The sequence below is a fragment of the Streptomyces sp. NPDC047981 genome (assembly GCF_040653315.1).
Classification (GTDB): domain Bacteria; phylum Actinomycetota; class Actinomycetes; order Streptomycetales; family Streptomycetaceae; genus Streptomyces.
In genome coordinates this window covers 1-14291 of sequence record NZ_JBEZNQ010000123.1, presented here as the reverse complement: position 1 = coordinate 14291, position 14291 = coordinate 1, and the positions used below count along the sequence as shown (strand labels likewise).

The 14291-nt window shown below is 70.4% G+C and carries 5 protein-coding genes, 1 tRNA gene, 1 rRNA gene and 1 pseudogene; 1 reads left to right on the top strand and 7 read right to left on the bottom strand.

Annotation, left to right across the window (positions count from 1 at the left end; genetic code table 11):
* From AB0E14_RS37220 to AB0E14_RS37200, 5 genes and pseudogenes are all read right to left on the bottom strand, one after another.
* Positions 1–583, bottom strand: a pseudogene (locus tag AB0E14_RS37220) (hypothetical protein); the annotation flags it as partial.
* A 73-nt stretch (positions 584–656) separates the two neighbouring features.
* A complete protein-coding gene (locus tag AB0E14_RS37215) occupies positions 657–1484 on the bottom strand; it encodes a RodZ domain-containing protein (protein WP_362429105.1) in 828 nt (275 codons plus the stop codon).
* Positions 1485–1703: 219 nt separating this feature from the next.
* Complete coding sequence (locus tag AB0E14_RS37210; protein WP_362429101.1) at positions 1704–4529, bottom strand: DNA translocase FtsK; 2826 nt, start codon at positions 4527–4529, stop codon at positions 1704–1706.
* A gap of 127 nt (positions 4530–4656) precedes the next feature.
* Positions 4657–5331 (bottom strand): response regulator, encoded by a 675-nt coding sequence (locus AB0E14_RS37205; protein ID WP_362429098.1) that lies wholly within the window; start codon positions 5329–5331, stop codon positions 4657–4659.
* A gap of 241 nt (positions 5332–5572) precedes the next feature.
* On the bottom strand, positions 5573–10978 hold the full coding sequence (locus tag AB0E14_RS37200; RefSeq protein WP_362429108.1) for a HAMP domain-containing protein: 5406 nt from the start codon (positions 10976–10978) through the stop codon (positions 5573–5575).
* Between the two features lie 371 nt (positions 10979–11349).
* Here AB0E14_RS37200 and AB0E14_RS37195 point away from each other — a divergent pair, with 371 nt between their 5' ends.
* Positions 11350–14001 carry a SpoIIE family protein phosphatase gene (locus AB0E14_RS37195; RefSeq protein WP_362429095.1) on the top strand — a complete coding sequence of 884 codons (2652 nt, stop codon included), beginning with the start codon at positions 11350–11352 and terminating at the stop codon, positions 13999–14001.
* 115 nt (positions 14002–14116) lie between these two features.
* On the opposite strand, the gene AB0E14_RS37190 is transcribed toward AB0E14_RS37195, so the two are convergent.
* Both AB0E14_RS37190 and rrf read right to left on the bottom strand, forming a co-directional pair.
* Positions 14117–14192 (bottom strand) — tRNA-Thr (locus tag AB0E14_RS37190).
* A 4-nt stretch (positions 14193–14196) separates the two neighbouring features.
* Positions 14197–14291, bottom strand: a 5S ribosomal RNA gene (gene rrf, locus AB0E14_RS37185); the annotation flags it as partial.

The following is a 14291-nucleotide window of genomic DNA, read 5'->3' as shown; positions in this document are numbered from 1 at the left end:
ACAGGATGCCGGGCCGGTCCCACTCCGAGACGTCCACCGACAGGCAGTCCACGACCGAACCGTCGCCGTAGGCGGCCGCCGCGGAAGCCTGGGCGGGCGCCTCGGCGGGCGCGCCGTGGCCCGGCAGGGAGATCGCGGCGGCGGCCTGCTGGCGCTCCACGGGGGACAGCGGCAGCAGCTTGCGGCGGTCGCGCGGGGTGTGGGCCTCCACGCTGCCGCCGCTGAGGATGGTCTGGAGCCGGTTGGAGATGTCGGCGTAGTCGTCGAAGCCGAGCACACCGTCGGCCTCGGGCAGGGCGTCGGCGAGCTCCTTGCCGTAGCGCTCGGCCATGCAGCCGACCGCGACGACGGCCTGGGTCTTGCCGTGATCCTTCAGATCATTGGCTTCGAGGAGGGCGTCGACGGAGTCCTTCTTGGCGGCCTCGACGAATCCACAGGTGTTGACGACGGCGACATCGGCTTCCCCGGCGTTCTCGACGAGCTCCCAGCCGTCCGCTGCCAAGCGGCCTGCGAGCTCCTCCGAGTCCACCTCGTTACGGGCGCAGCCAAGAGTGACAAGGGCGACGGTACGGCGTTCGGGCATGGACTCAAGACTACTTCGTCCCGGCCGTACCCCCGCCGCGCAGGGTTCACCTGCGCGACGGTCGCCCGGGGGATCATCCGGCCTCGGGGTCGCCCTTGGCGTAGGAGAGCCGCTCGACGGCACCGGATTCGAACTTCTCTTCGATCTTCTTGCCGTTCACGAAGAGCTCGATCGCGCCCGCGTTGCCGAGGATCAGGTCGACCCGCTCGTCGTCCTGGAAGGTCTTGGACTCGCCCTCGAGGAGGAGCCCGTCGAAGAGCAGCTTCCCGTTGCTCGACTTGGCCGAGATCCAGCTCTTGTCGCCGAGGGCGGTCAGCTTGACGGTGACCTTGTCCTTGGGCACCGCGGCGATGGCGCTCGGCACCGGCTGCGGGACGGTCTTGGTCGGCTTGGCGGTCGGACTGGTCGTCTTCTTCTCCGGAGCCGGACCCTCGGCGACGGCGCCCGCGCCGTCCTTCGTCTCGGTTCCGTTGAACATGGTGAAGCCGACGAACCCGACGACGGCGACGATCGCGGCCACCATCGCCGCGGTCCAGTTGGGCCGGCGCGGCTCGGGGCGGATGCGTTCCGCCTCGAACAGCGGCGCCGCGGGGGTGGGCGCGGGCCGTCCGCCGTGGTCGGCGTCGTACTGCTCGATCAGTGGCGCGGGATCGAGTCCGACGGCGCGGGCGAGCGTACGGATGTGCCCGCGGGCGTAGACGTCGCCACCGCAGCGGGAGAAGTCGTCCTCCTCGATCGCGTGCACGATCGGGATGCGGACCCGCGTGGAAGCACTGACCTCGTCGACGGTGAGACCGGCGGCGATCCGGCCCTGCTGGAGGGCACGACCGATCGAATCCCGGTCGCCTGCCGGGGAGTTCCGGTCGTCTTCGGGGGATTCGGGGGAGTTGCCGATGGACACGAGAGCGCCTTTCGAGCGTGTAACCACCTGCTGGACGTTCAGTCTATGGGTGGTACGAAAGGGTGGGGCAACCGGGCGGACGCTGTTTGTACGCCATGAGGCTGGGACATCCTTCTGTCCCTCCCTCCAACTTGACGTACGACCAAGGGAAACGGTTGCCCAAGTTCCCTTACGAGTGAGTCTCGGCCGGGTCTCGTTATGGCCAGGGCCGCCGCCCGGCTACTCCGTACTCTCCCCCCGGATGACGGCGAGCACCCCGTCCAGCTCGTCCGGCTTGACGAGCACGTCCCGCGCCTTGGACCCCTCGCTCGGGCCGACGATGCTGCGCGACTCCATCAGGTCCATCAGCCGGCCGGCCTTGGCGAAGCCGACCCGCAGTTTGCGCTGGAGCATCGAGGTGGAGCCGAACTGGGTGGAGACGACCAGCTCGGCGGCCTGGCAGAGCAGGTCCAGGTCGTCGCCGATCTCCTCGTCGATCTCCTTCTTCTGCTTGGTGCCGACGGTGACGTCGTCCCGGAAGACAGGGGCCATCTGGTCCTTGCAGTGCTGGACCACGGCCGCGACCTCGGCCTCCGTGACGAAGGCGCCCTGCATACGGACGGGCTTGTTCGCCCCCATCGGCAGGAACAGTCCGTCACCCTTGCCGATGAGCTTCTCGGCGCCGGGCTGGTCGAGGATGACCCGGCTGTCGGCGAGCGAGGAGGTCGCGAAGGCGAGCCGGGAGGGCACGTTCGCCTTGATCAGACCGGTCACGACGTCCACCGAGGGCCGCTGGGTGGCGAGCACCAGGTGGATGCCGGCCGCGCGCGCCAACTGGGTGATCCGGACGATGGCGTCCTCGACGTCCCGGGGCGCGACCATCATCAGGTCGGCCAGCTCGTCCACGATCACCAGCAGGTACGGGTACGGCTTCAGCTCGCGCTCACTGCCCTCGGGCAGCTTGACCTTGCCGTTGCGAATGGCCTCGTTGAAGTCGTCGATGTGCCGGAAGCCGAACGCGGCCAGGTCGTCGTAGCGCAGGTCCATCTCGCGCACGACCCACTGCAGCGCCTCGGCGGCCCGCTTGGGGTTGGTGATGATCGGCGTGATCAGGTGCGGGATGCCCTCGTACGCGGTGAGCTCGACCCGCTTGGGGTCGACGAGCACCATCCGGACGTCCTCGGGGGTCGCTCTTATCATGATCGACGTGATCAGGCAGTTGATGCACGAGGACTTTCCGGAGCCCGTGGCACCGGCGACCAGGACGTGCGGCATCTTCGCCAGGTTGGCCATCTCGTAGCCGCCCTCGACGTTCTTGCCGAGCGCGACCAGCATCGGGTGGTCGTCCTCGGCCGCCGCGGCGAGCCGCAGCACGTCGCCGAGGTTGACCATCTCCCGGTCGGAGTTCGGGATCTCGATGCCGACCGCGGACTTCCCGGGGATCGGCGAGATGATCCGCACGTCCGGGGAGGCCACGGCGTACGCGATGTTCTTGGTCAGGGCCGTGATCTTCTCGACCTTCACGGCCGGGCCGAGCTCGACCTCGTACCGCGTGACCGTCGGCCCGCGCGTGAAGCCGGTGACCGCCGCGTCGACCTTGAACTCGCTGAAGACGTTGGAGAGCGAGTCGACCACGGCGTCGTTCGCCGCGCTGCGCGTCTTGCCGGGCCCGCCCCGTTCCAGCAGGTCGAGCGAGGGCAGTGCGTACGTGATGTCCCCGGACAGCTGGAGCTGCTCCGCGCGCGGCGGCAGCTCGGTGTGCTCCGGCGCGGGCTTGGTGAGGTCCGGTACGGCCCCGGGCAGGCGTCCGGCCTTCTCGGCACGGGCACCCGGCACCGGCCGGGCGGACGGAGCCTCGGCCTCGTCCGTCCCGGCGGCCTCGGCGGCGGCCGCGGCGACCGCCGCCGCCCGCTCGGCGGTGACGTCCCGGGTCAGGTCGGCGACCAGCGGCGAGGGCGGCATGCCGTTGAGCACGGCGCCGTCGAGGGCGGCGGCCGCCGCGGCGGCCACGTCCACGGCGTCCATGGGCCGGTCGAAGGCGGGCTGCACGGAGGGCCTGCGCGGCCGCCTGCGCCGGGTGAGCGCCTCCTCCTCGGCCTGGTCGACGTCGTACACCTGGGGGGAACCGGAGGGCGTACGCCGGGCGCGCGCGCCCGGTTGCGCGTCGCCCTCCCGAGCCTCGCGCGCCTCGCGCCAGTCCTCCCCGTAGGCCTCCTCGTCGGCCTCGGGGTCGTACGCCGGCTCGACCAGGCCGAGCCGGGCGCCGAGCGCGCGCAGCCGCTGCGGGATGGCGTTGACGGGCGTCGCGGTGACGACGAGCAGGCCGAAGATCGTGAGCAGCACCAGCAGCGGTACGGCGAGGACCTCGCCGGTCATGAAGATCAGCGGCTTGGACGCGGCCCAGCCGATGAGCCCACCGGCGTCCTGCATCGCCTCGGTGCCCTCGCCCCGGCCGGGCGAGCCGCAGGCGATGTGGACCTGTCCGAGCACTCCGATGACGAGGGCGGACAGACCGATGACGATCCGGCCGTTGGCCTCGGGCTTCTCCGGGTACAGGATCAGCCGGACGCCGATCGCGCCGACCAGCAGCGGCACGAGCAGGTCGAGGCGGCCGAACGCACCGGTGACGAGCATCTCGACGAGGTCGCCGACCGGGCCGCGCAGGTTGGACCAGGTGCCGGCGGCGACGACCAGGGCGACGCCGAGCAGCAGCAGCGCCAGGCCGTCCTTGCGGTGCGCGGGGTCGAGCCCCTTCGCTCCGCGCCCTATCCCCCGGAACAGCGCCCCCACGCCGTGCGCGAGCCCGAGCCAGAGCCCGCGCGCGAGCCGGTACACGCCCCCGGTCGGGGACGGCGCGGGCTTGGGCGCGGGCTTCTTCGCGGCGGCCTTCTTGGCGGGCGCGCGCTTGGCGGGCACGGCTTTCTTCGCCGCGGTCTTCTTCGCGGGCGGCTTGGCGGGCGACTTCGCGGGCGCCGCCTTCTTCGCGGCGCCGCTCGTACGGCCGGCGCGCGGCTTCGCGGTGCCCGCCGTGCCCTGGGAACCCTTGCCGGACGTACGTGAGGCCATGATGCTGAGGTTACCGGTGTGAGCCGCGTCGGACACGTGCCCGTCCGGGCTCACCCGTTCGTGTCGCCCTTACGAGGGCGTGAAACTGACGCCCGCTCACCGCGGGCGCCCACACCTTGACGCTGCGTCAGCTCTGCGAGGGCAGCACGGACGGTCCGCCCGCACCGGGCTCCAGCGCGTCCAGGGCCCGCCGCAACCCCGTGAGCTTGCGCTCCAGATGGGCCGCGGTCGCGACGGCGGCAGCATCCGCCGAGTCGTCGTCGAGCTGCTTGGACAGCGCCTCGGCCTGCTCCTCGACCGCCGCGAGACGGGCGGACAGCTCGGCGAGCAGCCCCGCCGACTCCTTGGCGTGGCCGCCGGAGCCGCCGCCCTCCAGCTGGAGCCGGAGCAGCGCCGCCTGCTCGCGCAGCTGGCAGTTCTTCATGTACAGCTCGACGAAGACCGACACCTTGGCGCGCAGCACCCACGGGTCGAACGGCTTGGAGATGTAGTCGACCGCGCCCGCCGCGTACCCGCGGAAGGTGTGGTGCGGTCCGTGGTTGATCGCGGTGAGGAAGATGATCGGGATGTCCCGGGTCCGCTCGCGCCGCTTGATGTGCGCGGCCGTCTCGAACCCGTCCATGCCCGGCATCTGGACATCCAGCAGAATGACCGCGAAGTCATCGGTCAGCAGCGCCTTGAGCGCTTCCTCCCCGGACGATGCCCGCACCAGCGTCTGATCGAGCGCGGAGAGAATGGCCTCCAGCGCCAGCAGATTCTCCGGCCGGTCATCGACCAGGAGGATCTTGGCCTTCTGCACCATGCCCCGTCCTCCTCGCCCCGGCATCGGCTCTCCCCGACTCGCCGAGCCGAGGGAAGCACCGGGCGCCGCCCCAGAAGACGACTCCCATGCGCCGTCCGTCCTTGTGCCGGTCATGGTAGCCGCACCCCGCCTGTCGCCACACCCTGTCACCACGATGTCACTGTGCACGTAGCAGAAACGTGGTGAGAGACCAGAAGGTTCCCCGTATCCCGCCCTCTCACACGCCCGCGGCGACAGTGCGTCAACAACCCTCGCTTCCGTTTCCGCGCATCCACTCCTCCATCACCGACAGCAGGTGATCGGGGTCGACCGGCTTGGTGACGTAGTCGGAGGCGCCCGACTCGATCGCCTTCTCCCGGTCGCCCTTCATCGCCTTCGCGGTCAGCGCGATGATCGGCAGCCCGGCGAACTGCGGCATCCGACGAATCGCCGTCGTCGTCGCGTATCCGTCCATCTCGGGCATCATGATGTCCATCAGAACGACCGTCACATCGTCGTGCTGCTCCAGCACTTCGATGCCCTCCCGGCCGTTCTCCGCGTACAGCACCGCGAGCCCGTGCTGCTCCAGGACGCTGGTGAGCGCGAAGACGTTACGGATGTCGTCGTCCACGATCAGCACCTTCTCGCCGCCGAACACGAACGTACGGCGCGGCTCCGCCTCCACCCGCTCCTCGTCGGGCGCCGCCTGCTCGGCCTGACCGCCCCGGGCCGGCTGGCCCGGCAGCGCGGGCTGCCGCTCGTCGACCCCGGACTGCTGCACCGCCTTGCGCCGGTGCCGGAACAGCGCCCCCGCGCCGGAGCGCAGATCGGCCGCCATCGGCGCGGGCGGGAACGGCGGCAGGATCTCGTCCACCGAGCCGTCCTCCAGACCCGTGCGCGGGTCGACCGTCCCCTGCTCCCCCGGCCCGTAGCCGGGCGAGGGCAGCTCGCCGGGGCTCAGCGGCAGGTAGAGCGTGAACGTGGAGCCGCGGCCCGGCTCGCTCGCCGCGTAGATCTCGCCACCGAGCAGCCGCGCGATCTCCCGGCTGATCGACAGGCCCAGGCCCGTACCGCCGTACTTGCGGCTGGTCGTGCCGTCCGCCTGCTTGAACGCCTCGAAGATCACCCGCATCTTGCCCGCGGCGATCCCGATACCGGTGTCCGTCACCGAGAAGGCGATCAGATCGGCCTCCGGGTCGCGCAGCGAACCGGACTCCAGGAGCTGCTCGCGGATCGACTGCGGCACGTCCGTCCCGGCCGGCCGGATGACCAGCTCCACGGCGCCCGAGTCGGTGAACTTCACCGCGTTCGACAGCAGGTTGCGCAGCACCTGGAGCAGGCGCTGCTCGTCGGTGTGGAGCGTGGCGGGCAGCTCGGGCGAGACCCGGACCGAGAAGTCCAGCCCCTTCTCCGCGGTGAGCGGCCGGAAGGTCGCCTCGACGTAGTCGACGAGCTGCACCAGCGCGATACGGGTCGGGGAGACGTCCATCTTCCCCGCCTCGACCTTCGACAGGTCGAGGATGTCGTTGATCAGCTGCAACAGGTCGGAACCGGCGCCGTGGATTGTCTCCGCGAACTCGACCTGCTTCGGCGAGAGGTTGTGGTCCGCGTTGTCGGCGAGCAGCTTGGCCAGGATCAGCAGCGAGTTGAGCGGGGTCCGCAGCTCGTGCGACATGTTGGCCAGGAACTCGGACTTGTACCGCATGGAGACGGCGAGCTGTTCGGCGCGCTCCTCCAGGACCTGCCGGGCCTCCTCGATCTCGGTGTTCTTCACCTCGATGTCCCGGTTCTGCCGGGCCAGCAGCTCGGCCTTCTCCTCCAGCTCCGCGTTGGAGCCCTGGAGCTCCTTCTGCCGGTGCTCCAGCTCCGCCGAACGCTCCCGCAGCTGCTCGGTCAGCTCCTGGGACTGCTTCAGGAGCACCTCGGTCTTGGTGTTGACGCTGATGGTGTTGACCGTGGTGGCGATCAGCTCGGCCAGCTGGTTGAGGAAGTCCCGCTGGATCTGCGTGAACGGCTGGAAGGACGCCAGCTCGATCACACCCAGCACCTTCCCCTCGAACAGGACGGGAAGGACGATCACATGCGCCGGGGCGGCCTCGCCGAGCCCCGAGGAGATCTTCAGATAGCCCGGCGGAACGTTGACCTGGATCGTCCGCTTCTCCTCGGCCGCCGTCCCGATGAGCGTCTCACCGGGCCGGAACGAGGTGGGCATGGATCCGGCCGAGTAGCCGTAACTGCCGCGCATCCGCAGCTCGTACGCGCTCTCCCCCTGCCGGCCGAGTTCGGCGCCGCCGGCCGCGGAGCCGGTCGGCATCGCCACGAAGAACGCGCCGTGCTGGGCCGAGACGACCGGCGTCAGCTCGCTCATGATCAGCGAGGCCACGTCGTCCAGATCGCGCCGGCCCTGCATCAGACCGGAGATCCGGGCCAGGTTGCCCTTGAGCCAGTCCTGCTCCTCGTTGGCGAGGGTCGTGTCGCGCAGGTTGGCGATCATGGTGTTGATGTTGTCCTGGAGCGCCTGGATCTCGCCGGCCGCGTCCACGCCGTCGATCTTCAGGTTCAGATCGCCCCGGGTCACCGCCGTGGCGACGGCCGCGATCGCGCGCACCTGCCGGGTCAGGTTCCCGGCCATCTCGTTCACGGACTCGGTGAGGTCGCTCCAGGTGCCGTCGACGTCCCGTACGCGCGCCTGACCGCCGAGGATGCCCTCCGTACCCACCTCACGGGCCACGCGCGTGACCTCCTCCGCGAAGGAGGACAACTGGTCGACCATCGTGTTGATGGTGTTCTTCAGCTCCTGGATCTCACCGCGCGCGTCGATGTCGATCTTCTTGGTCAGGTCGCCCTTGGCGATGGCGGTCGTGACGGCGGCGATCTGACGCACCTGACCCGTCAGGTTCGACGCCATCGAGTTCACCGACTCGGTCAGGTCCTTCCAGGTGCCCGAGACACCCGGAACCCGCGCCTGACCGCCCAGCTCGCCTTCCGTACCCACCTCGCGGGCGACTCGCGTCACCTCGTCCGCGAACGACGACAGGGTCGTCACCATCGTGTTGACGGTGTCCGCCAGCTCGGCGACCTCGCCCCGCGCCTCGACCGTCACCTTCTTCGTCAGGTCGCCGTTGGCGACCGCCGAGGAGACCCGGGAGATGTTCCGCACCTGACTCGTCAGGTTGTTGGCCATCAGGTTGACGTTGTCGCTCAGGTCCTTCCAGATGCCGGTGACTCCGCGCACCCGCGCCTGACCGCCGAGGATGCCCTCCGTGCCCACCTCACGGGCGACTCGCGTCACCTCGTCCGCGAAGTTGGACAGCTGGTCGACCATCGTGTTGACGGTCGTCACCAGCTCCAGGATCTCGCCCTTGGCGTCGACGGTGATCTTCTTCGACAGGTCGCCCTTGGCGACCGCGGTCGTGACCTCGGCGATGTTCCGCACCTGCGACGTCAGGTTGTTGGCCATGAAGTTCACCGACTGGGTGAGGTCCTTCCAGGTGCCGGAGACCCCCTGCACCTCGGCCTGACCGCCCAGGATGCCCTCCGTACCCACCTCACGGGCCACCCGCGTCACCTGCTCCGCGAAGCTGGAGAGCTGGTCGACCATGGTGTTGAGGGTGTTCTTCAGCTCCAGGATCTCGCCACGCGCGTCCACGTCGATCTTCTGCGACAGGTCACCGCGCGCCACCGCCGTGGCGACGCCCGCGATGTTGCGGACCTGGGCGGTGAGGTTCCCGGCCATACCGTTCACCGAGTCCGTCAGGTCACGCCACACGCCGGCGACGCCCGGCACCTGCGCCTGGCCGCCGAGGCGCCCCTCCGTACCCACGTCACGGGCCACCCGGGTCACCTGCTCCGCGAACGCGGAGAGCTGGTCGACCATCGTGTTGATGGTGTTCTTCAGCTCCAGGATCTCGCCGCGCGCGTCCACGTCGATCTTCTGCGACAGGTCACCCCGCGCCACCGCCGTCGTGACCTGCGCGATCTGCCGCACCTGGGACGTCAGGTTGCCGGCCATGAAGTTGACGGAGTCGGTGAGCTCCTTCCACGTACCGGAGACACCGTCCACCCGCGCCTGACCGCCGAGGCGCCCCTCCGTACCCACGTCACGCGCCATCCGCGTCACCTGGTCGGCGAAGTTCGACAGCTGCGACACCATCGTGTTGACGGTGTTCTTCAGCTCCAGCATCTCGCCGGCCACGTCGACCGTGACCTTCTGCGACAGGTCACCATTGGCCACCGCCGTCGTGACCTGCGCGATGTCCCGCACCTGACCCGTCAGGTTGCGGAACGCCGTGTTCACCGAGTCCGTCAGGTCCTTCCAGGTCCCCGCCGCGCCCGGTACGTGCGCCTGCCCACCGAGCAGACCCTCGACACCGACCTCCCGCGCGACCCGGGTCACCTCGGAACCGAACGCGGAGAGCTGGTCCACCATCGTGTTGACGGTGTTCTTCAGCTCCAGCATCTCGCCGGCCACATTGACCGTGACCTTCTGCGACAGGTCACCATTGGCCACCGCCGTCGTGACCTGCGCGATGTCCCGCACCTGCGTGGTGATGTTCCGGAAGACCGTGTTGACCGAGTCGGTCAGGTCCTTCCACGTGCCGGCCGCGCCGGGCACCTGCGCCTGACCACCGAGGACGCCCCCGGCACCGACCTCGCTCGCCACCCGGGTCACCTCGTCGGCGAACGTCCGCAGCGTCTCGGTCATCTGGTTGATCGTGTCCGCGAGCTGCGCGACCTCGCCGCGCGCGCTGACCGTGACCTTCTGGGACAGATCGCCGTTGGCGACCGCCGTGGTGACCTCCGCGATCCCCCTCACCTGATTGGTGAGGTTGCCCGCCATCGTGTTGACGGAGTCGGTGAGGTCCTTCCACACACCGCCGACCCCGGCGACCTCCGCCTGACCGCCCAGCTCGCCCTCGGTACCCACCTCACGGGCGACTCGGGTCACCTCGGACGAGAACGACGACAGCTGGTCCACCATCGTGTTGACGGTGTTCTTCAGCTGGAGCATCTCCCCGGCCACATGAACCGTGACCTTCCGGGACAGATCACCCTTGGCCACCGCCGTCGTGACCAGCGCGATGTCCCGCACCTGCGCCGTCAGCCGGTGCGCCATGGTGTTGACCGAGTCCGTGAGGTCCTTCCACGAACCGGACATGCCCCGCACCTGGGCCTGACCGCCCAGAATGCCCTCCGTACCGACCTCGAGCGCGACCCGCGTCACCTCGTCCGTGAACGCGGACAGCTGGTCGACCAGGTTGTTCACGGTCCGGGCGACCTTCAGGAACTCGCCGCGCAGCGGCCGCCCCTCCGGCCCCTCCGACCGCAGGTCCATCCGCTGGGCCAGATCACCCTCGGCCACCGCCGACAGCACCCGCCCGACCTCGGACACCGGCCGCGTCATGTCGTCGACGAGCGCGTTCGCGGCCTCGATCGCCGCCAGCCACGCACCCTCACTGGGCCCGGCCTCCAGACGCTCGGACAGCTTGCCCTCGCGCCCCACCATGCGCCGGACCCGCGACAGCTCACCGGTCAGATGCATCTGCCGGTCGGCGACCTCGTTGAAGACGGCGGAGATCTCCGCCATCATCCCGTCGCCCGACACGGTCAGCCGTTTACGGAAGTTCCCGTCCCGCATCGACACCAGGGCGGCCAGCAGCCGCTCCATGGCCGCCGCGTCCACCTGCACCGTCTCACCGCTCCGGGGCCGTCCGCCCTTCGCGCGCGCCGTGCCGCCGCCACCGCGCCGCGCCGCCGTGCCAGACTCCACCGTGTCCCTCCCGAAGGGGTTGACCGTACTGCCCGGGCCGTCACCACAAGCCTGCCCAGTGTTTCACCGCTGCCGAACCTGGCGATAACAGTTCGGCAGCTTCGCATAGCGTCCCCGCCCCCGTAGGGCGGAAACAGTTGCGACCGGCATCCGCCCGGACAGCGAAGGTAAGTAACCTGGCATCCGGCTGTCCAACCGCCCCGGGCCGCCCGGCGGGGGCGGGGTGGCGCGAAACGACCACCGGGCGCAGCGGGAGGGGCAGACCGACCATGGCGGAGCCGGGCGTCGAGACGCGTACGAGGAGTTCTGTGATCACCGCGCGGGCGGCTGCCACCTTCGACCCGGTAGGGCGGTCCGTGGCGACCGCCCGCGCCTTCGTGAGGGACACCCTCCAGGGCTGGGGGTACGCCGAGGTCGTCGACGACGCCGTCGTCCTGACCAGCGAACTCGTCACCAACGCCGTGATCCACGCCGGCACCGCCGCCGACGTCCTGTGCCTGCGCGCCGACGACGGCGTCCGCGTCGAGGTGGCCGACCGCTACCCCGAACGCGAGATCCCCGTCCAGGGCGGCCGCACGCTCGCCCACCCCGACCGCGAGAACGGCCGGGGCCTCCTCCTGTGCGCCGCCCTCGCCTCCCGCTGGGGCGTCGAATACACGTCCACGCACAAACATGTCTGGTTCCAGCTCGATCTTCCCGAGCGCCCGATCGGCACCCGCTCCGCGGGACCGGTCCTCCCCGACGCCCTCCTCCCCACCGCCGACAGCCGCGTCCGCGTCGCCGTCGCCCAGATCGACCGCGGCGGCGCCATCTCCTCCTGGAACGAGGACGCGGAGGAGCTCTTCGGCTACGCCGCCGAACAGGTCATCGGAAAGCCCCTCGGCGACCTCGCCGCCTGGCCGCACACCCCCGGCATCGGCACCGGCCTCGCAGAGGCCCTGCGCCTCTCCCGCTGGGAGGGCAGCTACGGCATCCGCTGCGCCGACGGCCGCGTCATCCCGGTCTACGCCTCCCACCTACGGGTACGCGACGCCGTGGGAGACCCCTCGACCGTCTGCCTCCTCGTACGGGAGTCCGAGCGCGCAGTCCTCCAGACCCCGCAGCGCCCCGCGGTCTCCGACCCGGGCGCCGAGAGCCGCGCCACGGACCCCTTCGAGGTCTTCATCGGCTCCCCGGCCCCCGACGACCTCGACGGCCTCCTGCAGCGCACGGTGGAGCGCGCCCGCGACATGCTGGACGGCGACTCAGCCTTCCTCCTGCTCGCCACCGACGACGAGACCGAGCTGGAGGTCCGGGCCACGACCGGCCTCCCCTCCGCCCGCCAGCGCTTCGCCCGCGTCCCCGTGGAGACCGGCGCCAGCCGCTACGGCTCCGCCCGGATGCCGGCCGTCCACGAGGACCTCGCGGCCGTCCCCGGCGCCGTACCGCTCCTCGAAGGCACCGGCATGCGCTCCGTCGTCACCGTGCCGCTGAAGGTCGAGGGCCGCCTCACCGGCTCCCTCGGCGTCGCCGCCGAGGGCCCCAACCGCTACTCCAACGAGGAGGCCCTGCGCCTCCAGTTCGCCGCCGACCGCATCGCGCTCGCCGTCGAGTCGGCCCGCCTCGGCGAGCTCGAACGCCTCCGCCGGGGCTCCCTCAGCTTCCTCGTCGAGGCCTCCGACCTGCTGGCCGGCACCCTCGACCGCGACCAGACCCTGGCCCTCATGGCCCAGATGACCGTCCCGACCCTCGCCACCTGGTGCGCGGTCTACACGATCGCCGACCAGGCCTCGGACCCGTACCTCTCGTACGTCCTGCACGAGGACGAGGACCGCATCGACGGACTCAAGGCCCTGCTGTCCTCCATCGCCCCGCCGGACCCGGTACCCACCCCCGGCGCCCGCGTCTGGACCGCCCCGGGCGAAGCTGCCCACCGGGCCGCGCTCAGCACGTCCATGCGCGAACTCGGCCACGGCAGCGGCCCGCTGTCCTCCGGCATCGACACCACGCTCGCCACGGCCGCAGCGGTCGGCGGCGAGACGGTGGTGCTGCCCCTGGTGGCCCGCAATCGGGTCATCGGCATGCTCACCCTGGGCAAGCCCTCCGAGGACCACTTCCGCCAGGAGATCCTGGAGCTCGCCGAGGACCTCTCCCGCCGAGCCGCCCTGGCCCTGGACAACGCCCGCCTCTACTCGGAGCGCATGGCGATCAGCCAGTCCCTCCAGCGCAGCCTGCTGCCGCCCGGCCTCCCCCAGATCGACAACGTCGAGGTCGAGGTCATCTACCGCGCGGCCGGCGAGGGCAACGAGGTCGGCGGAGACTTCTACGACCTCTTCCCGATCCGCGACAACGCCTACGGCTTCGCCATCGGCGACGTCTGCGGTACGGGCCCGGAGGCCGCCGCCGTCACGGGCCTGGCCCGCCACGCCCTGCGTCTGCTGGCCCGCGAGGGCTTCGGCGGCCCCGCCGTCCTGGAGCGCCTCAACGCGGCCATCCTCGACGAGGGCGCCCGCAGCCGCTTCCTTACGCTCCTCTACGGCGAGCTGTGGCCCCAGCCGGACGGCTCCGCCATCCTCAAGGTCGTCTGCGCCGGCCACCCGCTGCCCCTGCGCCTCCGCCAGGACGGCACGGTCGTCCCGGCCGCCGACCCGCAGCCTCTGCTCGGCGTCATCGACGACCTTGAGCTGTACGAGCAGACCATCACCCTCGAACCGGGCGACGTCCTCCTCTGCGTCACGGACGGCGTCACCGAACGCCGCGAGGGCACGAGGATGCTCGGCGACGACGGCCTGACGGAGGTCCTCAAGACCTGTACGGGCCTGACGGCCGGCGCGGTGGCCGCCCGTATCCTCCGCGCGGTCGAGCGCTTCGCCCAGGAGCCGGCCTCCGACGACATGGCCATCCTGGCCATGCGCATCCCGGAGCCCCTGAAGGCCCTCTGAGAATCGGGGGCTCTGCTCTACTCCGATAGAGCAGAGCCCCCGATTCCGGCCCACTCACCAGGACACAAAACAAAGAAGGCCCCCGCCTGATGGCGGGGGCCTTCTTTGTTTTCGCTGGAGCCCTTTAACGGAATCGAACCGTTGACCTTCTCCTTACCATGGAGACGCTCTACCGACTGAGCTAAAAGGGCGGGAGTTCGGCGGCGTCCTACTCTCCCACAGGGTCCCCCCTGCAGTACCATCGGCGCTGAAAGGCTTAGCTTCCGGGTTCGGAATGTAACCGGGCGTTT

What these genes read in the sequence shown, in the direction of transcription:
- AB0E14_RS37205 (WP_362429098.1), bottom strand. Translation starts at nt 5,331, where the DNA reads ATGGTGCAGAAGGCCAAGATCCTCCTGGTCGATGACCGGCCGGAGAAT.
- AB0E14_RS37195 (WP_362429095.1), top strand. Translation starts at nt 11,350, where the DNA reads ATGGCGGAGCCGGGCGTCGAGACGCGTACGAGGAGTTCTGTGATCACC.
- AB0E14_RS37200 (WP_362429108.1), bottom strand. Translation starts at nt 10,978, where the DNA reads ATGGAGCGGCTGCTGGCCGCCCTGGTGTCGATGCGGGACGGGAACTTC.
- AB0E14_RS37210 (WP_362429101.1), bottom strand. Translation starts at nt 4,529, where the DNA reads ATGGCCTCACGTACGTCCGGCAAGGGTTCCCAGGGCACGGCGGGCACC.